Source organism: Streptomyces sp. NPDC044064 (genome assembly GCF_056434245.1).
In genome coordinates this window covers 117065-142853 of record NZ_JBWKFN010000018.1, presented here as the reverse complement: position 1 = coordinate 142853, position 25789 = coordinate 117065, and the positions used below count along the sequence as shown (strand labels likewise).

The following is a 25789-nucleotide window of genomic DNA, read 5'->3' as shown; positions in this document are numbered from 1 at the left end:
TCAATACTTTGTTAAGACATCATTTCACAAGCAGGTCCGAATGTAAGTACAAACCATTGACAACGCTGCCCGTTCCCGCCTACACCTGTGAGGCATGAGCCACTCGACGAGCGCATCGACGAGCCGACTGACCGTCGCCCAGGCGTTGGTGCGGTTTCTGTCCGCCCAGTACACCGCGCGTGACGGCGAACGGCACCGGCTGATCGCCGGTACCTGGGGCATCTTCGGACACGGCAATGTGGCGGGGATCGGCCAGGCGCTGCTCGAATACGGCGATGCCATGCCGTACCACCAGGGCCGCAACGAGCAGGCGATGGTGCACGCGGCCGTCGGACACGCCCGCCAGCTCGACCGCCTCTCCGCACAGGCCGTGACGACGTCCATCGGCCCGGGCGCGACCAACCTGGTCACCGGCGCCGCCCTGGCCACCGTCAACCGGCTGCCCGTACTGCTCCTGCCCGGCGACTACTTCGCCACCCGCCCGGCCGATCCCCTGCTGCAACAGCTGGAGCACCCCGGCCAGTTCGACGTCTCCGTCAACGACACGCTGCGCCCGGTCTCCCGCTACTTCGACCGGATCACCCGCCCCGAGCAGCTGATCCCGTCGGCACTCCAGGCGATGCGCGTCCTGGCCGACCCCGCCGAGACCGGCGCGGTCACCCTCGCCCTGCCGCAGGACGTACAGGCCGAGGCGTACGACTGGCCCGAGAAGTTCTTCGCCGAACGCGTGTGGACCGTACGGCGTCCCGCACCGGACCCGGAGGAACTGGCGGAGGCCGTCCGGACGGTACGGGCCGCCCGCAGGCCGCTCCTCGTCGTGGGCGGCGGGGTCCACCACAGCCGCGCCGAGGACGCGCTGCGAAACCTCGTGGACGCCACCGGTATCCCGGTCGCCGCCACCCAGGCGGGCAAGGGCTCCCTGCGGCACGACCACCCGGCCGACCTCGGCGGCATCGGCCACACCGGCACCGCGGTCGCCGACGACCTCGCCCGCGGCGCCGACCTGGTCATCGGCGTCGGCACCCGCTACACCGACTTCACCACCGCCTCCGGCACCCTGTTCCAGCGTCCCGGGGTCCGCTTCCTCAACCTCAACATCGCCGCCTTCGACGCCCACAAGCTCGCCGCGCTGACCGTGGTCGCCGATGCCCGGGCCGCCCTGGAGGCGCTCGCCGAGGGGCTGGCCGGCTTCCGCGTCGACCCGGCTTACGAGGCCGAGTACCGGGCGGGCAGGGAGCGCTGGGAACAGGTCGTGGAGAGCGCCTTCGGCGCCGCCGACGAGGACGCCGCACCCACCCAGACACAGGTGCTCGGCGCGCTGGACTCGGTCGTCGGGGACGACGACGTCGTCATCAACGCGGCGGGCTCGCTCCCCGGCGACCTGCACAAGCTGTGGCGGACCCGCTCACGGCGCCAGTACCACCTGGAGTACGGCTACTCGTGCATGGGCTACGAGATCCCGGCCGCGATCGGAGTGCAGCAGGCGGCCCCGGACACGGCGGTCTGGGCGCTGGTCGGTGACGGCACCTATCTGATGATGCCGACCGAGATCGTCACCGCCGTGCAGGAGGGGCTGCCCGTGAAGCTGGTCCTGGTCCAGAACCACGGGTACGCCTCCATCGGCGGCCTCTCCGAGTCGGTCGGCGGCGAACGGTTCGGCACCGCCTACCGGTACCGCGCGGCCGACGGCACCTTCAGCGGCGCCCCGCTCCCCGTCGACCTCGCCGCCAACGCGGCCAGCCTGGGCATGGACGTCCTGCGCGCCAGGACCGTACGGGAGCTGCGCGCGGCGCTGGCCACCGCACGCGCGGCCGACACCCCCACCTGTGTCCATGTGGAGACGGACACGTCGGGCCCGGCGCCCGGCGCCCCCGGGGCCGCGGCCTGGTGGGACGTACCGGTGGCCGAGACCGCGACCCGCGAGGCTGCCGTGCACGCCCGCGAGGACTACGACCGCCAGGTGGCCGGCCGCCGCCGCCACCTGTGAACCACCCCGCCCTGTCCGTGCTCTGGAAGGAGGTCCCCCGTGGCGAGGACCGGTGACCCCGCTCGTCCCGTGGCCGGCTCCGCGCTCGACTCACTGGACTTCGATCTGGACCGCACGAGTCCGGTGCCGCTCTACTACCAGCTCGCCCAGCAGCTGGAGGCGGCCATCGAGCACGGCATCCTCGCCCCCGGGAACCTCCTGGGCAACGAGGTCGACCTGTCCGTGCGCCTCGGCCTGTCCCGGCCGACCGTCCGCCAGGCCATCCAGTCCCTGGTCGACAAGGGGCTGCTGGTGCGCCGCCGCGGCGTCGGCACCCAGGTGGTGCACAGTCAGGTCAAACGGCCCCTGGAACTGAGCAGCCTCTACGACGACCTGGAGTCGGCCGGGCAGGGCCCGACCACCCGGGTGCTGCGCAACGAACGCGTCCCGGCCGGCGCCGACGTGGCCGCTGCCCTCGGCATCGCCGAGGGCGCCGAGGTCGTCGTGCTGGAGCGGCTGCGCTGCACCCACGGCCAGCCGGTGGCGTTCCTGTGCAACTACCTGCCCGCGGCGCTGCTCGAACTCGACACCGAGCGGCTGGAGTCGACGGGTCTGTACCGGATGATGCGCTCGGTGGGCATCAGCCTGCACAGCGCCCGTCAGACCGTCGGCGCGCGCAGCGCCACCGTCGAAGAGGCCGCGCTGCTGGACGAGAAGGAGGGCGCGGCCCTGCTCACCATGCAGCGCACCGCCTACGACGACACCGGGCGGCCGGTGGAGTACGGCACCCATGTCTACCGGGCGTCGCGCTACGCCTTCGACTTCCAGCTTCTGGTCAGACCCTGACACTCCTGGTCAGACCAGGAAACGGAATCACTCGTGTTCACACAGCCCCCGCGGCCGCAGTTGCCGCGGGGGCCGCTTTGCCTGCCCTTCAACAAAGTTGCAGGTAACGATGACGATTACGTTTCGGGCAAGAGACCCCCCAGTGCGACCCGAGCTATTGACGCATGAGCGGACATGGGGCTGTTATTACGCCACGATGTTCGGTCGAGTTGGTTTCTGATCGGTTTCGAGGACCTTTCGGTGATCGGCTCATCCCCTTGACCGAACCCTGTATGCCTCAGGAGCCGCCATGCGCCTCTCCCCGTCCGGTCTCTCGGTCCCGGGTCCCAGCCGTCGCTCGCTGCTGCGCGGAGCGGGCGGTGCCGCCCTCCTCGCAGGTGCCGGCATACCCCTGCTGTCCGCCTGCGGCGGCAGCGGTTCGTCCTCCGACCCGAAGACCGTCACCCTCGGCTCCAACGCCTCCGACGCCGTGCCGAAGAAGGCCTTCACAGATGTCTACGCGGCCTTCAAGAAGCAGTCCGGCATCACGGTCGATGTGAACACGAAGGACCACAACACCTTCCAGGAGCAGATCAACTCCTACCTGCAGGGCACTCCGGACGACGTGTTCAACTGGTTCGCCGGCTACCGGATGCAGTTCTTCGCGGCGAAGAAGCTGGCCACGCCGATCGACGACGTGTGGGCCAAGATCGGGGACAACTTCCCCGACGCGATGAAGAAGCTGAGCAAGGGCGAGGACGGCAAGTACTACTTCGTGCCGCTGACCACGTACCCGTGGGCGGTCTTCTACCGCAAGAGCGTCTTCCAGCAGCACGGTTACAAGGTCCCCGCCACGTGGGACGAGCTGGTCGCCCTGTGCAAGCAGATGAAGAAGGACGGCCTGGTCCCGATCGCCTTCGGCGACAAGGACGCCTGGCCCGCGATGGGCACCTTCGACCAGATCAACTTCCGCCTCAACGGCTACGACTTCCACGTCCAGCTGATGGCCGGCAAGGCCTCCTGGACCGACGCCAAGGTCAAGGCCGCCTTCGACCACTGGGCCGAGCTGCTCCCCTACCACCAGGACGGCTTCATGGGCCGCACCTGGCAGGACGCCGCCCAGTCGCTGGTGTCCAAGAAGGCCGGCATGTACCTCCTGGGCTCCTTCGTGGCCCAGCAGTTCACCGACAAGGCCGACCTCGACGACCTCGACTTCTTCCCCTTCCCGGAGATCAACCCCACCTTCGGCCAGGACACCGTCGAGGCGCCCACCGACGGCTTCATGGTCAGCAAGGCCCCCAAGAACCACGCCGGGGTGGTGAAGCTGCTGGAGTACCTGGGCTCCCCGGACGCCGAGCAGACCTACCTCAAGGGCGACCCGAGCGTGGTGGCCGCCTCCAGCAAGGCCGACACCTCCTCCTACTCGGCGCTGCAGAAGAAGGCGTTCGACATGATCAGCGGCGCCAAGAGCCTCACCCAGTTCATGGACCGTGACTCCCGGCCGGACTTCACCTCGACGGTGATGCAGCCCGGACTGCAGAAGTTCCTGCAGAACCCCAAGGGCGTGGACGGCTTGCTGTCGTCGATCGAGCGCCAGAAGAAGCAGATCTTCGCGTCCTCGTGAGCAGCGGCATGACGACCGACACGACGACGAAGACCCCGGAGGCGGCCGACGTGCCGCCTCCGGGCGCTGCTTCCGCATCCGAGCGGGCCGCGCAGGGCCACCGGCGCCTGCTGACCCGCCGTGACCGGCTCACGCTCGCCCTGATGGCGGGCGTGCCCACGGTCCTGCACGTGGCCCTGGTCTGGGTCACCGCCCTCGCCTCCATCGCGCTCGCCTTCACCACCTGGGACGGCATCGGGTTCGACTCGATCAAGTGGGTGGGCCTCGACAACTTCAAACAACTCTTCAACGACAACCCACAGTTCTGGCCGGCCGTCCAGCACAACATCATCTGGTTCGTCGTCCTCATCCTCATCCCGACGCCGCTCGGCCTCTTCCTCGCCGTCCAGCTGGACAAGAAGATCCGGTTCAGCCGCGTCTACCAGACCGCGTTCTTCCTGCCGGTCGTCATCTCCATGGCGTGCATCGGCTTCGTCTGGCAGCTCGTCTACAACCCGGACACGGGCCTGATCAACAGCATCATCGGGGCCAACAAGCCCGGCCACTACATCGACTGGATCGGCGACCCCAAGCTCAACCTGTGGGCCGTCCTCATCGCCGCCTCCTGGCGGCACACCGGCTACATGATGATCCTGTACCTGGCCGGTCTGAAGAGCGTCGACCCGTCGCTCAGGGAAGCCGCCGCGCTCGACGGCGCGGGCGAGTGGCAGACGTTCAAGAACGTCATCTTCCCGACCCTGCGCCCGACCAACACGGTCGTCCTGGTCGTCACCATCATCGAGGCACTGCGCGCCTTCGACCTGGTCTTCGTCTTCAACAAGGGCGCGCAGGGCACCGAGTTGCTGTCGATCCTGGTGACCAACAACATCATCGGCGAGTCCAGCCGGATCGGTTACGGCTCGGCCATCGCCGTCGTCCTGCTGGTGATCTCCCTCGCGGTGATCATCCCGTATCTGATCGCCACCTTCCGGAAGGAGCGGCGCGCATGAGCACGACTGTCTCGCTGAAGCGGCGCCCCCCTGTCCGGCCGGCCCGTGTCCTGCTGCACGTCTTCCTCGCCGGCACGGCCCTGGCGTGGCTCGCGCCCCTGCTCTGGGCGGTCTTCTCGGCACTGCGGCCGTACAGCGAGACCAGCGCCAAGGGCTATGTGTCCTGGCCGGACACGCTGAACTTCGACAACTTCAAGAACGCGTTCGTCCAGTCGGACATGATGCACTACTTCGGCAACACGCTGATCATCGCCGTACCGGCCGTGCTGCTGACGCTGTTCCTGTCGTCGATGGTCGCCTTCTACGTCAGCCGGTTCGACTTCCGCCTCAACCTGGCGCTGCTGCTGGTCTTCACCGCGGGCAACCTGCTCCCGCAGCAGGTCATCATCACCCCGCTGTACCGGCTGTACCTGCTCACGAACCTGCCCGGCATCACGGCGAGCGGCAAGCTGTACGACTCCGCGCTCGGGCTCGTGCTGATCCATGTGGCGTTCCAGTCCGGCTTCTGCGCCTTCGTGCTGAGCAACTACATGCGCTCGCTGCCGCACGAGCTCACGGAGGCCGCGCTGGTCGACGGTGCCTCGGTGTGGCGGCTGTACTGGCAGATCACGCTGCCGCTGTGCAAGCCGGCGATGGCGGCCCTGGCGACCCTGCTGTCGATCTGGATCTACAACGACTTCTTCTGGGCCCTGGTGCTGATCTCGACCGGTGAGAACATGCCGATCACCTCGGCGCTGAACAACCTCTCCGGCCAGTACTTCACCGACCCCAACCTGGTGGCCGCGGGCGCCCTGCTCACCGCGATCCCGACGCTGATCGTGTACTTCGCGCTCCAGCGCCAGTTCGTCAGCGGACTCACCCTGGGTTCCAACAAGGGCTGAGGCGCACGCACTTGAAAGAGAACGAAGAAATCCCAGTGAAACGCACCCTGTCCGTCCCCGGCCTCGCCTACGGCGGCGACTACAACCCCGAACAGTGGCCCGAGGAGGTGTGGGCCGAGGACATGCGCCTGATGCGCGAGGCCGGGGTGACCCTGGTCAGCGTCGGCATCTTCTCCTGGGCCCTGACGGAGCCGTCCGAGGGCGAGTTCGACTTCTCGCGCATGGACCGGATCCTGGATCTGCTGCACGAGAACGGTATCGCCGCCGACCTGGCCACCCCCACGGCGGCGCCTCCGGCGTGGTTCTTCCGCGCCCACCCCGAGGCGCTGCCGGCCGACCGGCACGGCCGTACCCTCTCCTACGGCAGCCGCCAGACGTTCTGCCCGTCCAGCCCCGCCTACCGCGAGGCGGCGCTGCGCATCACGGGCGCGCTGGCCGAGCGGTACGCCGGTCATCCGGCCGTCGCCATGTGGCACGTGCACAACGAGTACGGCTGCCACAACGCGGCCTGCTACTGCGACACCAGCGCTGCGGCCTTCCGCCGCTGGCTGCGGGCCCGCTACGGCGACGACCTGGCCGCCCTCAACGACGCCTGGGGCACAACCTTCTGGTCCCAGTGGTACTACGACTGGGAGGAGATCCTGCCGCCGCGTGCCACCGGCGCCGTACCCAACCCGACGCACCAGCTGGACTGGCGCCGTTTCTGCTCGGACGAGCTGCTGTCGCTGTACACGGCCGAGCGGGACGTGCTGCGGGCTGCGGCCCCTGCGATCCCGGCCACCACCAACTTCATGGTGATGGCCGGCTTCGACGCCCTCGACTACTGGCGCTGGGCGCCGGAGCTGGACATCGTCGCCAACGACCACTACCTGATGTCCGCCGACCCCGAGTCGGAGATCGACATCGCGCTGAGCGGCGACCTGATGCGCTCGCTCGCGGGCGGCCCGTGGCTGCTGATGGAGCACTCCACCGGCGCGGTGAACTGGCAGCCCGTCAACCGGGCTAAGAACCCCGGTGAGTTGCGCCGCAACGCACTGGCCCATGTGGCGCGCGGGGCGGACGGCATCGCGTACTTCCAGTGGCGGGCCGCGAAGGCGGGCGCCGAGCAGTGGCACTCGGCGATGCTGCCGCACGCGGGCACCGACAGCCAGATCTGGCGGGACGTGGTCCGCCTGGGCGCCGACCTGAAGGCCCTGGCCGAGGTCCGTGGCAGCACCGGTCCCGCCGAGGTCGCCGTCGTCTGGGACTGGAACGCCCGCTGGGCCCTGGAACTGCCCTCCCAGCCGAGCGGCGAACTGCGGTACCTGGACCTGGTCCGGGCCTGGTACGAGCCGCTGTGGCGGGCCGGCGTGGCCGTGGACTTCGTCCGTCCCGACGCCGACCTGTCCGACTACCGGCTGGTCCTGGCGCCGAACCTGTACCTGGTCGACGACCCGGGCGCGGCGAACCTCACGGCGTACGCCGAGCGGGGCGGCACCCTCGCCGTCGGCTTCCACAGCGGGGCTGTGGACGAGAACTGCCATGTGCGGCTGGGCGGTTACCCGGGGGCGTTCCGGGACGTGCTGGGCGTGCGCTCCGACGAGCCGTTCCCCCTGCTGCCCGGGCAGCGGATCGCCCTGAGCGGTGCGGTGCCGGCCGGCGCGACGGGCACGCTGTGGTCGGAGCGGCTGCGTCTGGAGGGCGCCGAGGAGATCGCGGCGTACACCGACGGCCCTCCCCCAGCCTTCGGCCGGGGGGACCCCCATCTCGCTGCGCTCGCCGGCGTCCCGGCGGTCACCCGGCACGCCTACGGCACCGGGGCCGCCTGGTACCTGGCCACGCTCCCCGACCCGGCCACACTCGCCGCCGTCCTGGACCGGATCCGCACCGAGGCGGGCGTGGAGCCGGTGCGCACCGCCCCGGACGGTGTGGAGGTGGTCCGCAGGCGCGGACCGGAGGCGGACTACGTCTTCGTGATCGACCACTCCGGCCGGGGCGCAGACCTGCCCGTCGCACCGGGCGCCACGGAGCTGCTCACCGGCAAGGAGACGGCCGGTTCGGTCACGGTCGCGCCCGGGGACGTGGCGGTGGTGCGGGAGCCGCGCGGCCGGTGAGCCGCGTCCGGTGAGGGGGCGCGCCCGCGGCCGGGCGGGTGCGCCTGCCCGGCCGGGGAACATCAGCCGGACGCGCCCCCTCCCGTCCCCTCGGGCGCGTCAGAGCACCGCTGCCGACCGGCTGATGGAAAATCCCGAGGACGGTTCCAACGGCGAGGAGCAACGAGAGGTCGCGGGCTGATGGGGCGGGAGCCAATCGGTGTGTGGTCGTGGCGTATGCCGGACAGCCGGGAGAACTTCGGCGACGCCCTCGGTCCGCTGATCCTGGAGCGCCTCGGCCTTCGCGTGCGGAGAGTCTCCGTCCGCGACGCGGAACTCGTGGCGTGCGGGTCGATCCTGCACAAGCTGACGAATCCGGCCACGGTGGTGTGGGGTTCCGGTCTGATGCATCCGCTTCCCCTGTGGGCTCCGCCGCGGACGGTACTGGCGGCCCGCGGCGCGCACACCGCCGCGTACCTGGGCGTCGATGTGCCGCTCGGCGATCCGGGACTGCTGGTCGGCGCACTGTGGGAGCGGTCGCCGGTGGTGAAGCACCGGCTCGGTGTGGTGCCGCACTGGCTGGACCGCCGGCCGTATCCGGACGCGGACACCGTGATCGACGTGACCCGGCCGGTGGACGAGGTCATCGCTCAGATCACCTCCTGCGCGGTCGTCGCCTCGTCGTCGCTGCACGGAATCGCGGTCGCGGATTCGTTCGGGATTCCCTCCATGCGTCTTCCGTACGCGCGGACCGGGGGTGACGGCATCGCCTACGTGGACTACAAGTTCACGGATTATCTGACCGCCCTCGACCGCCCGCTCCCCGAGATTCAGAGCGCACTGGTCGACGCGCTGAGGGCGGCTTACTGAGCGGTGACCGTACGCGACACGCGCGCGATGCGAGTCGTTCTTCGATCCGAGGCGTCGTCAGGGCGCCAGATCGCGGGCGAGGGTGGTCAGCACGAGCTTGGTCTTCATCTCGCCGGTTCGCGGCAGGTCGACGTCGCGGTTGCGCAGGGCCTGTGCGAGCAGTTCCTCGGTCCTGGTCGCGTCGGCGATGTCGGCGCGCACCGAGACCTCGAGGAAGTGCAGGTCCTTGACGGTCCACTCCTCAAGGGCCACGGAGTGCGGCAGAGTGTCCCAGTCCTGCTTCCACCTGACGGCGCGCACCGGTCCGAGCGCCCTCAGGCCCTTGAGGTCACCCTTCTCCAGTTCGACCGCATCCCGCAGCAGGTGGCGGTGCGGCTTGGTGAGGAGCCCGTCCAGCGCACCGCGCTCAGGCCTGAGCGCCGACTCGACAAGCTCCTCATCGGCCTTCCGGTCGTCCTGCAGCGACGCGGACAGCATGGGCCTGAAGGCGGGACCGGTCCTGTCCTCCTCGATCCTGAACTCCCAGTCCTCGTCCTCGTCCTTGAGGTTCTTCTGCCACTCGGGCGGCAGCGGCGGGCACGGCCGCAGCTTGACGGTCATGTCCATCTCGCGCTCGCCCCCGTGATCCCCGTCGTCCATGCGCAGACGGAAGATGACCCCGCGCTCGAGGAAGGGCAGCGAGATGCCGTCACCGCCCTTCCTCGGGCTGTCCCAGAAGTGAATGGTGCGAAGGCGGCCCTCGCCGCCCCGGAGCCCGAGCGCGGCGATGGCCCCCCGGGCTTCGTCGCCGGAAAAGCTGATCTTGATTTCGGCGGTAGCGGCCGTCAGGGTCTCTGCCATAGTGTCTTTATCGCACAATGTGATGGTATATGCACTCTGAGTATTCGATCATCCGTGGCCGAACCGTTCCCACTCCCACCGATTCGGAGGACGAGTCATGCCGTTGAAGAGATACGGGGTGCTGGCCGCCCGCGCCGTCGACCGGCGCCGGGAAGGATCCAGCGACACCCCGCACTACCAGATCCACCTCACCGACGACGCCGGCACCCACTACCGGGCCGCGGTCAACGTCGAGTCCCAGCAGGCCCCCTCGGAGCTGCTCTACCTGGCCGACGACAACTTCCGCCACCCCGTGACGGAACTGCTGCCCCCGGCCGGCAGCGGATGGACCGCCCTGCCGTCGCAGCCGGGCACCGCCGCCCTGGACTTCATCCGGGGCAACCTCTTCGACCCCGCCTCGATGCGGACCCTCCCGCCCGACCTCGTGGGCGCCGACAACGACCTGGCCGATCTGCTCGACCACTACGTGCAGCGGGCCATCGCCGATCCCACCGCCGCCCTCTACGTCTTCGGACAGCAATGGGGGCCCGAGACGGGCGCCGCCGACAAGGTGTTCGGGTTCGAGCCCGGCAACGGCGTCCACGACATCCACATGAACCAGGGCAACAGCGGGCGCTTCCGCTCCGACAACGGAGTCCGGCAGGACGGAGCCCTGCTCGTGCACCTCCCGGCCGAGGACCGCTGGGTCGCCGTCTTCCTGGCCTTCCAGTCCCAGGCCTGGCACACCGACAACGCCACCGGGAACCCCATCGGCACCGCACCGCCCCGCCCCAGCGACCACGAGGAACCGGTACGGATCATGGCCGCGCTGGTCAATCCCGTCGGCCCCGCGCCCGAGGCCGAGACCATCACGGTGCTCAACACCTCCCCCGCCCCGGTCGACCTCCGGGGATGGCATCTCGCCGATCAGAACCGGCAGACCATCCCTCTCCCCACCGGCACACTCCCGCCCGGCACCACCCTCACCGTCCCGGCCGGCAACGGATTCCACCTAGGCAACCAAGGCGGCACCATCACCCTGCTCAGCCCTGACGGCCTCAAGGTCCACGGCGTCTCCTACACCGCGCAACAAGCGCGACGCGAGGGCCGGACCATCACCTTCTGAGACGCCGTCACTCCGCAGCAGCCGCAGTGCAGCGGTCCCCAAAAACGACCAAGAGCCCGTTTCGGATTCCTCCGAAACGGGCTCTGACCTGCGACTTTCACAAGTCGGGACGACAGGATTTGAACCTGCGACCCCTTGACCCCCAGGAGTGAGGGTCGGGGGAATTTCCTGGACATAACAGACGTAATAGGGGCGCAAGCTGTGTACAGCAGACTACGTCGTACGTCATCGCGCACACAGTGTGGTCCCCAACTGGTCCCCAAACTCACCGCACTGGGGGCCACGCTCCTGCTCGAAGCGTGCGGCCCAACCGCGTGCGAGCCGATGGCTCACCAGCCGCCCCTAGACTGGGCGGCGAGGGTGAAGGCCGGCACTTGGTATCGGTGAAGCGGGCCGTCGCCCGGGAGTGAGGAAGCACTCTTGCCCGTTGCCCCCCCCATCGAGCAGCCGCCTCGTCGCGAAAGGCCACCGGATGGCCTGCACGCCATCCGGCGCGCGCACCGCTGTCGGCGCCGCCGGGTACGGTGGCCCTGCGCGCGACTGTGCACCAGGGGGAGTCGTCCCACGGGCCGGGGGTCCGGTGGCACCGAGGCCGGGTGGTGAGACCGACGAGTTCGGCAACCGCTACGAGGGCGGCTGGACAATCAGGCACGCCTTGGACGTCCTTCTCGGGCACGGCGATTCGCTCACTCTCAAACCGAACGGAATTCTCGGCGAAGCAACCGAGTTCGCCTACCGCCACGGCGGTCACACCGAGGTGCACCAGGTCAAACGACAACAAAACCGCAATACCAACGGCTGGGACGTCGCGCCCCTTGGATGCGAAGTGGATCTGGCGGCCCCTGCGCACCGACGCCGAGGCAGGTCACGACTTCCAGCTCGTCTCCATAGTGCCGGCCCGACCACTCCAGGAACTCGGCGACCGCGCCCGTCGCTCCGATGACTTCCCCTCCTTCGTCCGTGACTGGCTGAGGAGCCGCATGTCTCAGCCGGCGTAGCCCCTCCTGATCCGGTCCAAATGCTGGCTCACCACCATCAGTTCCTGGCGGTACTGCTCCCTGGGCAGGGACAATAGGAGCTGGTGAAGATCGGTGAGTTCGATCGTCGCCGCGCCGTAGTCGCCCAAGGTGACCAGGAGAGTTCCGGCGTGAAGCCGAACCTCCATCACTACCTGCATCTCCTGCGTCTACGACCCGCACCAGGGCCAGTGCGGGATCTGCCTCACCGGGCACCTGCCCCCCGGCCCTGATGCGGGGCGGCCGGGCAGCACAACTGCTCGACCTTCCCCCCGGCGCAACGCTGGGCGTCGGCGGGGTCCCGTTCGAGGCCACCACCGTCGCCTTCCGCCCCGGCGACGAACTCGCCCTCTACACCGATGGCCTGGTCGAAACGCGACGCGAGCCCAGCGACGCGCATCTGGACACCCTCCTCGACGCCTTCACCGCGACACGTGGTCACGAGCTGGAAGACACCTGCGACCGCATCCTGGAGATCCTGCGGGCGCCCGGTGACGAGGACGACGTCGCGCTGCTCATCGCCCGAGCCAACTGAGCATCTGCGCCGACTCACGGGTGAGGGGACCGTCGGTGTCCATACCGAGTCGCTCCAGAAGCTCACGGACGTGAAGACGAGTGGAAGCCTCCAGCAGAGTGGCGTAGGTGTCGGCCGCTGTGCGCGTGCGGTGCCGGCTGGTAACCCAGAGGGCCCAGGTGAGGACGGCGGCGGGCCACCACCATGCGGCGAGCGGGAGATAGAGCACCGCCCAGGCGGTCAGCGTGGTGGCCCGCGTGAGGCTCTCGCGGGCCGCCGTGATGTCGGCGCGCACGGGGTCGGGCAGGATCAGCCACAGGTGCGGCCAGAGAACCACCAGATCGAGGTCGTGGTCATGGTGCAGACGCACGGCCGCAGCGTGGATGCGGTCTCCACTCCACGTGGGGCGATCGGGATGTTCAAGGGAAACGCGGGTCAGCGCCGCGCGAGCGGCATGGCGTACGGCCTCGTCGGCATATGTCTTGCGAGCGCGGGCCAGGGCGGCTTCGTGCAGAGCCTGGCGCAGGACCTCGGCCCGCGCCTGCCAACGTCGTCTCCGCAACCGGGTGAACAGGCCGGCGAGGTGGCGGGCTCCGACGGGCCAGGACTGCCAGCCGGCTGCCAGGTAGAGCCGCTCGGCGAACGAGCCGAGTGCCTGGGCGGCCAGCCCGGTGGCAGCGGCACCGAGGAGCACCGCGGCCAGCAGTACGGCCCGGCCGCCGGCGGTGCCGAAGACGGGGGCGTCGGCCCACGCCGTGATCCTGTCCGACAGCCGGCGCGGGGAGAAGGGGTCACTCTGGCCCAGGGCATGGGCGGTGGCGGCCACACCCAGATACAGAGCTCCGGGCAGGACCAGCAGTGACAACCAGCGTTCGGCGAGCTTCTTGCCGAGTTCGGCCCACATGTCGGCCATCGGCTACAGCAGGTCCCGGCGCAGTGCGTCGCCGGTGACCGCGCAGCTCGGTACGGGCAGACGGCCCTGGGGTAACCAGTAGCGCTCACATCGCCCGGCCGGGCACAGGTACACCGGTTCGGACATGCGTTCCCCGCTGAGGCCCACGGCACGGACGCCGCGATCCGTCACGCGGCCGCGGTCGCTGTAGGCGTACAGTCCTTGGACGTCACCGAGGGCCTGCAGCACCCTGTGCAGGGCATCGACCGGCCCGGTGATCTCCTCGCCGGCGCGCACTGCGCCCAGCACGTCCTCGAGGACCGTGTCGCTGCGGGCCGGACCGTCCCTCAGGTCCTGACGAATGTCGTCCTCTCTCGCGCAGACGATGGCCAACCGGCGCGCTGCCTCGTCGAAATCCCCCACGGTTCCCCCGTCTCCGTTCGGCCACGCGACAGCGGGTCAGGCCGAGCCGACTGCCCCTCGTATCACCAACAGTGTCGCTACTATCACCAGATGTTAGCGACGGGGGAGGCGCAGTGCGCGATGTTTGGTTGGGGGCCGTCCGAGCCCGCTTGCAGCAGGTCCGCGACAGTCGTGATCTGTCGGCCGTGGTCGGGCACGCGGCGCTCCAGGAGGCTCGCCAACTCGACGAAGCCCGCACCGAGGACGATCTGGAGGCAGGGCTCACGCTCGGCTGGTTCCACTGGTACCGCAGCCGGGCGCTGGACGAAGACGCGGCCCAAGTCTCCCTGCAAGCCGCCGTGTCCGCACTGACCATGTGCTTCATCGCTGGCGTCGACGATCTCCCGGAGCCGCTGCTGCCCCTTCTCGCCGACGCGGCTTCCCCATTGGCCGGGCAACTCCTCGGCCGCGTACAGCACGTACCGGATCCGGGGCCGCTGTCCCTCGCGGTCGATCTCTGGCAGCGCATCGTCCAGTCCACCAGCGCTGCCCATCCGGACCGCGCGGGCATGCTGTCCAACCTCGCCTCCGCGCTGCGGGAGAGATACGAACGCACCGGCGCCGACAGGGACCTGGACGACGCCGTCCGCCACCTCGAACAAGCCGCAGTCCTCGCCCGCACCGGCCAGACCGACCGGGCGTTGATTCTGTCCAACCTGGCCGGCGCACTCGTGCAGCGGTTCGAACGCAGCGGTTCGCCTGGCGACCTGGACAGGGCCATCGCGGTGGAACGCAAGGCGATCGCCACCGCACCGCCCCATCACCCGCAACGGACCCTGCTCCTGTCCGGCCTGGGCAGGGCGTTGCTTCGCCGGGGGCAGCGGACGGGCTCGGAAGCCGATCTGAAAGCCGCCGTCACCTCCCTCCGGCTGGCCGTGGCCGCATTGCCCGTCGGCGACCCCGCACACGGCACGTCCCTGTCCAACCTCGCCACCGCGATGCAGGCCCGGTTCGAGAGAACCGGCTCGCATGCCGATCTGGACGGCGCCGTGGAGCACTTCCGGCAGGCGGCGATCGCCACTCCGGAGGACCACCCCGACCGTGTGGGGGTATTGGCCAACGCGGGTGCCGCGCTGGTACGACGTTTCGAGCGAACCGGTGCATCACACGACCTGGACTCCGGTGTCGAGCACCTTCAGCAGGCTCTGGCCGCCGACCCCGGCGGTGATGCCTTCCGAGTGGTTCTCGTCAACCTCGGCACGGCCTTGCTGCGCAGAGCCCAACGGACAGGCTCAGCAGCGGACCTCGACTCGGGCGTCGGCCACCTGCGACGAGCCGTCGCCGCCTTCCCCGGCTCCCACCCCGACCGCGCTTCGCCGCTGACCAACCTCGGCAACGCCCTGCTGAACCGGTTCAAACGGAACGGATCACCGGACGACCTGGAGGCCGCCGTCACCGCGCACGAACAAGCGGCGGCGGCCACGCCCGTCGACCATCCGACCCGGGCGGGTCTCCTTGCCAACCTCGGAATCGCGCTGACGAGCCGATACCAGCGAAACGGCACGGCATCAGATCTGGACGCCGCCATCGCCGTCACACAGGAGGCCCTCGCCGCCACCCCGGCCGGCCACCCCTCGTTGCCGTCGTTCCTGTCCAACCTCGCAAGCTTGCTGCGGGCACGGTTCATACGCACCGGAGCCGAAACAGACCTGGACGCCTCCATCGACTACCTGCAGAGTGCCATAGCCTCCACTCCCACCGACCACCCCCTGCTGGCCGGGCGGCTGTCCAACCTCTGCAACGCCCTGCACTCCCGCTCCCAACGGACCGGCGCCGGAGCAGACCTGGAGGCCGCCGTCACCGTGGGTTGGCAGGCGGTGTCCGTCACCGCCGTGGACAACCCCGACCGGGCGGCGTTTCTGGCCAACCTCGCCAACCCGCTGATCAGCAGATACCAGCGCGACGGCGTGGAGGCGGACCTCGACACCGCCATCGCCGTCGGACAGCAGTCGGTCAGCGCCGCACCGGCCCACCACGTCGACCGCGCGGAGTACCTGTCCACCCTCGGCGACGCGCTGCTCCGCAGACACCAGCGCAACGGCGCGAGCGCGGACCTGGACGGCGCCGTCGAGCGGCTTCGGGAAGCTGCCGACTCCACCCCGGCCGGGCACTCCCACCGTGCCATGCGGCTGTCCAACCTCGGCAACGCCCTGCGGACACGATTCGAGCGGACGGGCGTGAGTGAGGACCTGAGCGCTGCCGTCACCGTCGGTCGGGAAGCGGTGGCCGCTGCTCCGGGCAACCACCCCGACCGCGCCGCCTTCCTGCTCAACCTCGGCAATGCACTGCGTCGGCACGGTGAGACGGGCCAGGACACTTCTGCCCTGGAGCAAGCGGCGGCCTATTACACGGAAGCCGCGCGGCAGACGACGGCGTCGCCCTCCGTCCGCATCCGGGCGGGAACCGCGGCAGCCGGCCTGCTGGCGGCGTCCGGTGAGACGGACAGGGCGGCACAGGTGGCGGAAGCATCCGTCCTGTTGCTGCCGCAGGTGGCTCCCCGGCATCTGGAACGTGGTGATCAGCAGCGAGCGATCGGGGGTTTCGCCAACCTGTCCAGCGATGCGGCATCGCTGGCGCTCGCAGCCCAGGAGGGGACGCTGGGCGAGCGGGCGGAGCGGGCTCTGCGGGTGCTGGAGGCCGGCAGGGCGGTCCTGCTCAGCCAGCAGCTCCAGACGCGCAGTGACCTCACCGACCTGTCCGAACGGCACCCCGAACTGGCCCGCAGGTTCACGGAGCTGCGGGAGGTCCTCGACACGCCGGCGGGCTCCACAACCCCCGGCGAGGCGGGCACCTCGGGTGCGGCCGCCCTGCCACCGCAGGACCACATGGCACGGCACCGGCGCGACGCCGCCGCGGAACTGGCCGAGGTCATCACCGAGATCCGCGCGCTGGACGGGTTCGCCTCGTTCGCGCTGCCACCGGAGACGAGTGAACTCCTTGCGCAGGCGTCACAAGGACCCGTGGTGGTGTTCAACATCAGCCGCTACCGAAGCGACGCACTGTTGCTGAACAGCGACGGCATCACCGCCTTGCATCTGCCCGGCCTCACCACCGAGGGCCTCGTCGAGCAGATCGTCGGTTTCCGGCAGGCCCAGTCCCTCGCCGGGGCCGGTACCACACCCGCGCAGAGGAAAGAGGCCCAAGCCAGGCTCGTCGCTGTGCTGGAGTGGCTGTGGGACACGGCTGCCGGCCCGGTCCTCGACGTCCTCGGGTACGGCGCCCCGCCCGTGGGAGCGGAAAACAGTGAGAGCGACGTGAAGCCCCTGCCGCGGATCTGGTGGGCACCGGGCGGCCTGTTGGGGCTACTGCCCCTGCACGCAGCCGGTCACCACACCGGCCCCGCAGACGAGGCCCGTCGACGCACGGTGATGGACCGCGTCGTCTCCTCGTACACCCCCTCCGTGCGCGCCCTGCGCCACGCCCGTGAGCGCGATCAAACCCCTTCCGGGACCGGCCGCAGCCTGCTCGTCGCCATGCCCACCACACCCGGCCTGCCCGACGACGGCCGACTGGACTCCGTCGAGCAGGAGGCCTCCGAGCTCCACGCGCTGCTCCCGAACCCTCTGCTGCTCCGGGAACCGGACCCGGGCATTGCGGCCGAGGCCACACTCGTGCCGACCAAGGCCAACGTGCTCAGGTTCCTGCCGGAGAGCACGATCACCCACTTCGCCTGTCACGGCGCGAACAACCCCTCGGATCCCTCGAAGAGCCTTCTGCTGCTGCACGATCACGACAGCGATCCGCTCACCGTCGCCAGCCTGGCCCCCCTCGTCCTCGAACAGGCCCGGCTGGCCTATCTGTCCGCCTGCCACACGGCCGCCGCCGACAACGTCGAACTGCTCGACGAGGCGATCCACCTCACCTCAGCCTTCCTGCTCGCCGGCTTCCCCCACGTCATCGGCACCCTGTGGCAGATCGACGACGGTGTCGCCCGCACCATCGCTCGTTGGTTCTACGACGGTCTCGGAACCGGCACCGCGGAGGTGGACCCTCGGCAGGCCGCCCGCGCCCTTCACCAGGCTGTGTGCGACGCTCGCGACGGCCGGGACCTGCCGGCCGGGTTCGACCGAAGGCACAGCCCGGTGTTGTGGGCCGCTCACGTACACGCCGGAGCGTGAAAGCCCCGAGGACGCTGGCAAAGCCCCCGGGATGCGCCGGTGTTCGTGATCAGGTGATTTGAGCCGGCCGCCCGACCAGTGGCTCGCTTTCGCCCTCCACCCGCAGCCCGACGGGGTGACCGGCCAGGTGGTCCCCACCACCCGTCCCTCGTCGGCCGCGGCAGCCCCCGCGCTTCCCTCGACGGTGGCACCCGCCACCGCACCGGCGCGCCTCGGCGCGATGTACCACGTCCTGCAGCTCAGCAGCGCGCTGACCGAGGCGGTCACCGCACACCAGGTCTGCGAGGTCGTCTCCGAACAGCTCCTGCCGGCCTTCGGGGGCCAGCAGATGGCGATCTACGTGGTCCGGAACAAAGCGATGCAGCTCCTGCACCACACCGGTCACCACGAGACCTTCCTAGACTGGCTCCAGGGCGTTCCCGTGCACGCCCGCTGGCCCGGAACGGAAGCCCTCACCTCCGGTGCTCCCCTCTTCATCGAGTCCCAGAAGGATCTCGTGCAGGGCTACCCAGGCATTCCCACCGGTCAGGCGAGCTCCTGGGTGTATCTGCCCCTGCTCGCCTCCGACCGCCCGGTCGGCACCTGCGTCCTCGGCTTCGACGAGCCCCATCACTTCACGGAGAAGGACCGCGGCGTGCTGACCGCGCTCGCCGGGCTGATCGCTCAGGCTCTGGAACCAGCACGGCTGTACGACTCCGAGTTCGCCGTGGCCCACGGGTTGCAGCAGGCGCTCCTGCCGCACCGCCTGCCGAAAGTCCCGGGCATCCGGACCGTCGCACAGTACCTTCCCGCCACCAGCGGCATGGACATCGGCGGCGACTGGTACGACGTCATCCCGACCGGCAGCGGGGCCCGCCTCGTCACCGGTGACGAGGCAGGGCACAGCGTCGCCGCTGCAGCCACCATGACCCAACTGCGCAGTGCGGTACGCGCGTTCGTCGCCGCCGGCCACACACCCGGCGACGTGATGTCAGGCGTCAACCGCACCCTCATCGAGCTCGACAGCGACCTGCTGCTACATCTGTCTCGAAACCCACCGCGATCACGCCTACGCGGGCATCGCCGGCCACCCGGCCCCACAAGCACCTTAGCCCTGTCGCGGAAGGCTGTATGGCCCACCTTGACTGAGTCGAGGTGGGCTTTGACCGTGTTCAAGCGGACTGGTCCCCAACAGGTCCCCGAAAATGATCAATAGGCCACTCCAGATCCTCTCTGAAATGGCCCCTGACCTGCGACTTCGCAAAGTCGGGACGACAGGATTTGAACCTGCGACCCCTTGACCCCCAGTCAAGTGCGCTACCAAGCTGCGCCACGTCCCGATGCGCTCACTCGCGGTGACCCGCGTGATCGCGCGAACAGAACTTTACCCCACCGGCGGGGGTGCGCCGAAGAGGGCCCGGGGCGGGGCGGCGACAATCGGTCGTATGGGAAACGCGGGCGCAGCGGCGGGAAGGCCAGCGGACAGCCGGGACCGGGACGTGGCGGGGCGGGCGCGGAGCGCCCGGCCGCGGGACGGGCTGGGACGGCCGCTGCCGTACGGGGCGGAGGGGGTGGCCCGCCAGCCGGAAGGGGTCGTCAGGTCCCCGCGGGAGACGGTCGCCGAGGCACAGGCGCTGCTGGACGCCGGGAAGCCGTTCCACGCGCATGAGGTGTTCGAGGACGCCTGGAAGTCCGGGCCCGAGTCCGAGCGGACGCTGTGGCGGGGACTGGCGCAGCTGGCGGTGGGGCTCACCCACGCGGCGCGCGGCAACGGCGTCGGTGGGCCGCGGCTGCTGCGACGCGGCGCGGGAGCGATCGAGGAGTGGGCGGCCGGGAAGGGCGACGAGCGGCCGTACGGGCTGGATCTGGACAGGCTGGCCGGGTGGGCCCGGGAGCTGGCCGGGCGGGTGGAGCGCGGGGCGGGGCCCGTGGACGCGGGAGTCGAGGCGCCGCGGCTCGGTTCCTGAGCGAGGGCCGCCGGGGCCCCACGGAGGCGGTGCGTTCACTGTCGGTGGCATGCGGCAGACTCGGGGTGTGCGAAAGATTCATGTCATCGGAATCGGTGCGGGCGATCCCGACCAGCTGACCCTGCAGGCGGTCAAGGCACTGCGGAGCACGGACGTGTTCTTCCTGCTCGACAAGGGCGAGGTGAAGAACGATCTGACCCAGCTCCGCCGGGACATGGTGGACGCACACCGGCCCGAGGGCGGGTACCGGGTGGTGGAGGCCCGTGACCCGGAGCGGGACCGCGGGGCGGGCGGGGCCGCGTACTCGCCGGCCGTGGAGGACTGGCGCAGTGCCCGCGCCGGCATCTACGAGCGGCTGATCTCCGAGGAGTTGGGCGAGGACGGCACCGGGGCGTTCCTGGTGTGGGGGGATCCGTCGCTGTACGACAGCACGCTGGGGATCCTGGAGGAGGTGCTGGCCCGGGGCGCGGTGGAGTTCGAGTACGACGTGGTGCCCGGTATCAGCAGCGTCTCCTCGCTGGTGGCCCGGCATCGTACGGGGCTGAACCGAGTGGCGCGGCCGGTGCAGATCACCACCGGGCGGCGGCTGGCGGAGGGCTTCCCGGAGGGGGTGGACGACGTCGTCGTGATGCTGGACGCGCACCAGGCCTTCCGGAAGTACGCCGAGGAGGACATCGACATCTACTGGGGCGCCTACCTCGGCACCCCGGACGAGATCCTGGTCTCCGGTCCCCTGGCCGAGGCGGCCCCGCGCATCGAGCGGCTGCGCGCCGAGGCCCGGGAGCGCAAGGGGTGGATCATGGACACATATCTGCTGCGCAGGCACCCCGGTCCCGGGGGATCCTGACGGGCGGGTCGAGAAGGCCGGTCCGTCGGGCTCGGTGGTCAGGAGCCGTCGAACCCCAGCCGGGTGAGTACGGCCGCCACGTCCGGCACCGCCGTCACGCCGGCCGGAAGCGGGGGACGTCGTACGACGACCACGGGCAGCCCGAGTTCCCGTGCGGCCGTCAGCTTGGCGGCCGTGGCGTCGCCGCCGCTGTCCTTCGTCACCAGCACGTCGATGGCGTGGGCGCGCAGCAGCTCGGTCTCCCCGGCGAGGGTGAAGGGGCCGCGGGCCAGGATCACTTCGGTGTGCGGCGGCAGGGTCGCTTCGGGCGGGTCGACCGACCGTACGACGAAGTGCAGGTCCGCCAGATGGGCGAAGGCCGCGAGGCCCAGTCGGCCGGTGGTGAGGAACACCCGGCGGCCCAGGCCGGGCAGTGCCTCGGCGGCAGCGGCCAGGGACGCGACGTCGTACCAGCGGTCGCCGGGGGCCGGGCACCAGCCGGGGCGGCGCAGGACGACCGCGGGGACCGAGGCGGCCGTGGCCGCCCGGGCCGCGTTCGCCGTGATCGACTCGGCGAAGGGGTGCGTGGCGTCGACGACGGCGTCCACCTCGTGCGTGCGCAGCCAGTCGGCGAGGCCCTCGGCACCGCCGAACCCGCCGATCCGTACCTCGCCGGCTTGCACGCCCGGACGGGCGACCCGGCCCGCCAGCGACGTGGTGACCCTGACTCCGGGTCGGGCGGCGAGGTCGGCGGCGAGGTGCCGGGCCTCGGCGGTGCCGCCGAGGATCAGGATGTGCGGGGGCATGAGGGTGAGCGTACGAGGTCGTCCGCACCGGTTCGCCGCCCGGGTCGCTAGGGTCCGGCCATGGAATCCGTGCGTGCCGTCCTGATCGACATCGACGGTGTCCTCACCGTCTCCTGGAAGCCGCTGCCGGGTGCGGTGGAAGCGTTGCGGAGTATCCGTGCGGCCGGTCTCGGCGTGGCCCTGGTGACCAACACGACGTCCCGGACGCGGGCGTCGATCGCCGAAACCCTGGCGGAGGCCGGTTTCGAGGTGGAGGCCGAGGACGTCCTCACCGCGCCCGCGCTCACCGCCGCCCACCTCGCCGAGCACTTTCCGGGCGCCCGATGTGCGTTCCTCAACAGCGGTGACATCGAGGAGGATCTCGGTGGCGTCACCCTGGTCGACGAACGTCCCGACGTGGTCGTCGTGGGCGGTGCCGGGCCCGAGTTCGACTACGCCGCGCTCAACCGGGTCTTCGGGTACCTGCAGCAGGGTGCCCGGCTGCTCGCCGTGCACCGCAACCTGTACTGGCGGACCGAGGCCGGTCTGCAGCTGGACTCGGGCGCCTTCCTGCTCGGGCTGGAGAAGGCCGCACGCGTCGAGGCGGAGGTGATGGGCAAGCCGTCCCCGGCGTTCTTCGAGGCGGCGCTGGCCCGGCTGGGTGTGACCGCGGACCAGGCGCTGATGGTCGGCGACGACGTCGAGTCGGACGTCGTCGCGGCACAGCGCGTCGGCATCACGGGGGTGCTGGTCCGTACGGGGAAGTACCAGCCGGAGACGCTCGCCGGTGCGAGCGGCACCCCGGACCACGTCGTGGACTCCTTCGCGGACCTGGCTGCGCTGCTCGGGCTAGCGCAGTAGCAGCTGCAGGCCGCCCACGACAGTCGCGGCGATCACCAGTTGCTCGAACAACCGCTGGTCGATCCGGTTCACAGCCCATTTGCCGAACAACGCGCCGGGCACGACGAACACCACGAGCGCCGCGTCGAGGAGCAGCGAGTTGCCGTCGATCAGGCCGAGTCCGGCGCTGAAGGGCACCTTGGACACGTTGACGATGAGGAAGAAGAAGGCCGACGTGCCGAGGAAGCCGAGCTTCCGGAAGCCCGCCGACAGGAGATACATCGACATCACCGGTCCGCCCGCGTTGGCGACCATCGTCGTGAACCCGCCGAGGACGCCGTACGAGCGGGCCTTCATCCGGCCCGCCCGGGTGGTCACCGCGTCCGGCTCGTCCCCCGCCTCGGCCCGGCGCCGCCGCCACAGCGTGACGCCGGCCATCAGCAGCAGGATCGCGCCGATGGAGGTCCGCACGATCTCGTCGTCGGCCCACACCAGGAACAGCGTGCCGACCACCACACCGGCCGCCACCGCCGGGAACAGCCGCCACAGCGTGGGCCAGTGGGCGTGCCGCCGGTAGGTGAGGACGGCGAGCACGTCGCCCGCGATGAGGACCGGCAGCAGCACGCCGGTGGAGGCCCGGGCCGGCAGGACCGCCGCGAAGACGGCGAGGCTGACCGTGTTGGCCCCGCTGACGGCGGTCTTGGAGAAGCCCACGAGCAGGGCCGCGAAGGCGAGGGCGGCGAACTCCCAGCCGGACAGGTGCCAGAGCGTCATCGTGTTCATGCGGGAACCGATGCTATGCGCACGCATCCGGCGGCGTAAGGACCGTCTCGCAGGTCGGAGCCCCCCCCCCCGGTCGGCAAGTCGCTAGTGCCGCTCGACCAGCACCGCGCTGCCCTGCCCCACTCCGACGCACATGGTCGCCAGACCCCGCTCCGCGCCCGTGCGGCGCATCCGGTGCAGCAGCGTCGTCAGGATGCGGGCGCCGGAGCAGCCGAGCGGGTGGCCGAGGGCGATCGCGCCGCCGGTGGGGTTCACCAGGTCGGGGTCGATGCCCAGCTGGTCGACGCACGCGAGTGCCTGCGCGGCGAACGCCTCGTTGAACTCGGCCTCCTGGAGGTCGCCGACCTCCCAGCCGGCCCGGGCGAGGACCTTGCGGGTGGCGGGGACCGGGCCGATGCCCATCACGTCGGGGTGCACGCCCGCCGAGGCGCCGGCGACGTAGCGGCCGAGGGACTCCAGGCCCAGCTCGTTCAGGGCCTCCTCGCTGACCAGCAGGAGCCCGGCCGCGCCGTCGTTCATCGGCGAGGCGTTGCCCGCCGTGACCGTGCCGCCCGCGCGGAAGACCGGCTTGAGGCGGGACAGCTTCTCCAGTGAAGTGTCCTCGCGGACGCACTCGTCCTGCTCGACCGTGATGCCGTCCGGGCGCTCCACGGGCAGGATCTCGTCGTCGAAGTGGCCGTTCTTGCGTGCGGCGGCGGCCAGTTGGTGGCTGCGCAGCGCGAACTCGTCCTGCCGGGCGCGGGAGACGCCGTAGCGTTCGGCGACCTCCTCGGCGGTCTCGCCCATGGCCAGCACGCCGTGCAGGTCCTTCATGGCCGGGTTGACCAGGCGCCAGCCGAGCCGGGTGTCGGAGGTCTCGATGCGGTGCGGCAGGGCCTCGTCGGGGCGGGGCAGGACGAAGGGGGCGCGGCTCATCGACTCGGAGCCGCCCGCGATCACGATGTCGGCCTCACCCGCGGCGATGGTGCGGGCCGCGGTGGTGACTGCTTCGAGGCCGGAGGCGCACAGCCGGTTGACGGTGGCGCCGGGCACCGACTCGGGCAGGCCCGCCAGCAGCGCGGCCATGCGGGCGACGTTGCGGTTGTCCTCGCCGGCCTGGTTGGCGGCGCCCCAGTAGACGTCGTCGATGCGGGCGGGGTCGAGCGCCGGCACCTCGGCCACCAGGTGGCGGATCACGGTCGCCGCGAGGTCGTCGGGCCGTACGGCGGACAGGGCCCCGCGCAGCTTGCCGATGGGGGTGCGGCGGGCGGCCGCGAAGTGGACGGGACGCACGGCTGGGACTCCTGACCTACGACGCTGTGGATCGGAACGAATCTACGGTGTGTGCCAGGCACACTTAATTAGCACTGCTAGTTTTGGACTATAGACCTCCGGGCGGCTCCCTGGGAAGATCCCCCGGAACCTTCACCCAGGCAGCCGGAGGAGACATGGCCCACGCCCGCGAGCACATCCTCGACGGCATCGTCGTACGCGAGTGGCCGCACCCGGAGCCGCGCTATCTGGCCCTCGTGGTGCACGGCTACGGGGAACACGCCGGCCGCTACGACGAACTGGCGGGCGTTCTCAACGCGCACGGGGCGGCGGTGTACGGGCCCGATCACGTCGGGCACGGCAGGTCGGCGGGCGAGCGGGTGGTGATCGAGGACTTCGAGGACGTCGTCACCGACGTGCACGCGGCGGCGGACCTCGCCCGCGCCGCGCATCCGGGCCTGCCGCTCGTCATGGTCGGCCACTCCATGGGCGGTCTGATCGCGGCCCGGCACGCCCAGCGGTACGGCGCGGAGCTGAGCGCGCTGATCCTTTCCGGGCCGGTGATCGGCGTCTGGGAGCTGCCCGGGCGGCTGCTGGCCCTGCCCGAGATCCCCGACACCCCGATCAGCCCGGCCGCGCTCTCCCGTGACCTGTCGGTGGGCGCCGAGTACGCCGCCGACCCGCTGGTCTGGCACGGCCCGATGAAGCGGCCGACGCTCCAGGCGTTCGTCCGCACCCTGGAGACCGTGGCCGAGGACGGGGACATCGGGCCGCTGCCGTTGCTGTGGCTGCACGGGGACGACGACCGGCTGGTTCCGCTGCCGGGGAGCCGGGTCGGGGTGGAGCGCCTCAGCGGCGGCCGGCTGACCGAGCGGATCTTCGCCGGGGCGCGGCACGAGGTGTTCAACGAGACGGACCGCGCGGATGTCTTCGCGGAGGTGCTCCGCTTCGTCGACGCGGAACTGCGTCCCGGTGGGGCGCACGCGGCGGATCCAGAGCACCCGGCCGGCCCCGCGCGCCCGGCCGATCCGGCACTCCCCCGCTGACCGGAAGCCCAACCGGCCGCGCAGACAGGCGCGTTGGCGGACCGTCCCGGACGGACAGGTGGCCGAGGACCGTCTCCGCCCCGTCCCAAGATCGTGTCAGACTGCTGACACGCCCCCCCCCGGACGGCAGGGGGCCTC

22 protein-coding genes and 1 tRNA gene are annotated in these 25789 nt (G+C 70.5%); 15 read left to right on the top strand and 8 right to left on the bottom strand.

Features of this window, described 5'->3' with window-relative positions:
* Positions 1-94 precede the first annotated feature (94 nt).
* From iolD to AC07DS_RS27920, 7 genes are all read left to right on the top strand, one after another.
* Positions 95-1987, top strand: a complete 1893-nt coding sequence (iolD, locus tag AC07DS_RS27950; protein ID WP_479149596.1) for a 3D-(3,5/4)-trihydroxycyclohexane-1,2-dione acylhydrolase (decyclizing) — start codon at positions 95-97, stop codon at positions 1985-1987.
* Between the two features lie 39 nt (positions 1988-2026).
* Positions 2027-2812: a GntR family transcriptional regulator gene (locus AC07DS_RS27945; RefSeq protein ID WP_479149594.1), complete on the top strand. Its 786-nt coding sequence runs from the start codon at positions 2027-2029 to the stop codon at positions 2810-2812.
* 289 nt (positions 2813-3101) lie between these two features.
* A complete protein-coding gene (locus AC07DS_RS27940; RefSeq protein WP_479149592.1) occupies positions 3102-4415 on the top strand; it encodes an ABC transporter substrate-binding protein in 1314 nt (437 codons plus the stop codon).
* 8 nt (positions 4416-4423) lie between these two features.
* Positions 4424-5404: a carbohydrate ABC transporter permease gene (locus AC07DS_RS27935; protein WP_479149590.1), complete on the top strand. Its 981-nt coding sequence runs from the start codon at positions 4424-4426 to the stop codon at positions 5402-5404.
* Positions 5401-6285: a carbohydrate ABC transporter permease gene (locus AC07DS_RS27930; protein WP_479149588.1), complete on the top strand. Its 885-nt coding sequence runs from the start codon at positions 5401-5403 to the stop codon at positions 6283-6285. Before AC07DS_RS27935 ends, AC07DS_RS27930 begins: the two co-directional genes overlap by 4 nt.
* A gap of 35 nt (positions 6286-6320) precedes the next feature.
* Positions 6321-8378, top strand: coding sequence for a beta-galactosidase (locus AC07DS_RS27925; protein WP_479149586.1), 2058 nt, complete (start codon positions 6321-6323; stop codon positions 8376-8378).
* Between the two features lie 216 nt (positions 8379-8594).
* Positions 8595-9227 (top strand): glycosyltransferase family protein, encoded by a 633-nt coding sequence (locus AC07DS_RS27920; RefSeq protein ID WP_479149584.1) that lies wholly within the window; start codon positions 8595-8597, stop codon positions 9225-9227.
* A gap of 57 nt (positions 9228-9284) precedes the next feature.
* On the opposite strand, the gene AC07DS_RS27915 is transcribed toward AC07DS_RS27920, so the two are convergent.
* Entirely contained in the window at positions 9285-10067 is a 783-nt protein-coding gene (locus tag AC07DS_RS27915; protein WP_479149582.1) for a hypothetical protein, read from the bottom strand.
* A gap of 97 nt (positions 10068-10164) precedes the next feature.
* Between AC07DS_RS27915 and AC07DS_RS27910 the strand changes: the two genes are divergently transcribed.
* Positions 10165-11172 carry a DUF2278 family protein gene (locus AC07DS_RS27910; RefSeq protein ID WP_479149580.1) on the top strand — a complete coding sequence of 336 codons (1008 nt, stop codon included), beginning with the start codon at positions 10165-10167 and terminating at the stop codon, positions 11170-11172.
* Positions 11173-12157: 985 nt separating this feature from the next.
* Here AC07DS_RS27910 and AC07DS_RS27905 read toward each other — a convergent pair.
* Complete coding sequence (locus AC07DS_RS27905) at positions 12158-12337, bottom strand: hypothetical protein (protein WP_479149578.1); 180 nt, start codon at positions 12335-12337, stop codon at positions 12158-12160.
* Between the two features lie 83 nt (positions 12338-12420).
* On the opposite strand from AC07DS_RS27905, the gene AC07DS_RS27900 reads away from it, so the two are divergent.
* Positions 12421-12723: a SpoIIE family protein phosphatase gene (locus AC07DS_RS27900; RefSeq protein WP_479149576.1), complete on the top strand. Its 303-nt coding sequence runs from the start codon at positions 12421-12423 to the stop codon at positions 12721-12723.
* Here the strand turns inward: AC07DS_RS27900 and AC07DS_RS27895 are convergent.
* Both AC07DS_RS27895 and AC07DS_RS27890 read right to left on the bottom strand, forming a co-directional pair.
* Positions 12704-13615, bottom strand: coding sequence for a hypothetical protein (locus AC07DS_RS27895; RefSeq protein ID WP_479149574.1), 912 nt, complete (start codon positions 13613-13615; stop codon positions 12704-12706). The genes AC07DS_RS27900 and AC07DS_RS27895 overlap by 20 nt on opposite strands.
* Positions 13616-13618: 3 nt before the next feature.
* A complete protein-coding gene (locus tag AC07DS_RS27890; RefSeq protein WP_479149572.1) occupies positions 13619-14017 on the bottom strand; it encodes a hypothetical protein in 399 nt (132 codons plus the stop codon).
* Positions 14018-14202: 185 nt separating this feature from the next.
* Between AC07DS_RS27890 and AC07DS_RS27885 the strand changes: the two genes are divergently transcribed.
* Together AC07DS_RS27885 and AC07DS_RS27880 are read left to right on the top strand one after the other, a co-directional pair.
* Entirely contained in the window at positions 14203-18174 is a 3972-nt protein-coding gene (locus tag AC07DS_RS27885; RefSeq protein ID WP_479149571.1) for a CHAT domain-containing protein, read from the top strand.
* 58 nt (positions 18175-18232) lie between these two features.
* Positions 18233-19369, top strand: a complete 1137-nt coding sequence (locus AC07DS_RS27880; RefSeq protein WP_479149569.1) for a GAF domain-containing SpoIIE family protein phosphatase — start codon at positions 18233-18235, stop codon at positions 19367-19369.
* A gap of 50 nt (positions 19370-19419) precedes the next feature.
* Here the strand turns inward: AC07DS_RS27880 and AC07DS_RS27875 are convergent.
* A tRNA-Pro gene (locus AC07DS_RS27875) sits at positions 19420-19493 on the bottom strand.
* Positions 19494-19598: 105 nt separating this feature from the next.
* On the opposite strand from AC07DS_RS27875, the gene AC07DS_RS27870 reads away from it, so the two are divergent.
* Positions 19599-20120: a DUF309 domain-containing protein gene (locus AC07DS_RS27870; protein WP_479149567.1), complete on the top strand. Its 522-nt coding sequence runs from the start codon at positions 19599-19601 to the stop codon at positions 20118-20120.
* A gap of 67 nt (positions 20121-20187) precedes the next feature.
* Positions 20188-20967, top strand: a complete 780-nt coding sequence (gene cobF / locus AC07DS_RS27865) for a precorrin-6A synthase (deacetylating) (RefSeq protein WP_479149566.1) — start codon at positions 20188-20190, stop codon at positions 20965-20967.
* A gap of 38 nt (positions 20968-21005) precedes the next feature.
* On the opposite strand, the gene AC07DS_RS27860 is transcribed toward cobF, so the two are convergent.
* Complete coding sequence (locus tag AC07DS_RS27860) at positions 21006-21752, bottom strand: cobalt-precorrin-6A reductase (RefSeq protein ID WP_479149564.1); 747 nt, start codon at positions 21750-21752, stop codon at positions 21006-21008.
* A 60-nt stretch (positions 21753-21812) separates the two neighbouring features.
* On the opposite strand from AC07DS_RS27860, the gene AC07DS_RS27855 reads away from it, so the two are divergent.
* On the top strand, positions 21813-22592 hold the full coding sequence (locus AC07DS_RS27855) for a TIGR01458 family HAD-type hydrolase (RefSeq protein ID WP_479149562.1): 780 nt from the start codon (positions 21813-21815) through the stop codon (positions 22590-22592).
* Here the strand turns inward: AC07DS_RS27855 and AC07DS_RS27850 are convergent.
* Both AC07DS_RS27850 and AC07DS_RS27845 read right to left on the bottom strand, forming a co-directional pair.
* Complete coding sequence (locus AC07DS_RS27850) at positions 22581-23354, bottom strand: sulfite exporter TauE/SafE family protein (RefSeq protein ID WP_479149560.1); 774 nt, start codon at positions 23352-23354, stop codon at positions 22581-22583. The genes AC07DS_RS27855 and AC07DS_RS27850 overlap by 12 nt on opposite strands.
* Positions 23355-23438: 84 nt before the next feature.
* Positions 23439-24626: a thiolase family protein gene (locus tag AC07DS_RS27845; RefSeq protein ID WP_479149558.1), complete on the bottom strand. Its 1188-nt coding sequence runs from the start codon at positions 24624-24626 to the stop codon at positions 23439-23441.
* A gap of 155 nt (positions 24627-24781) precedes the next feature.
* On the opposite strand from AC07DS_RS27845, the gene AC07DS_RS27840 reads away from it, so the two are divergent.
* Positions 24782-25651: a lysophospholipase gene (locus AC07DS_RS27840; RefSeq protein WP_479149556.1), complete on the top strand. Its 870-nt coding sequence runs from the start codon at positions 24782-24784 to the stop codon at positions 25649-25651.
* The last annotated feature ends 138 nt before the right edge of the window (positions 25652-25789 follow it).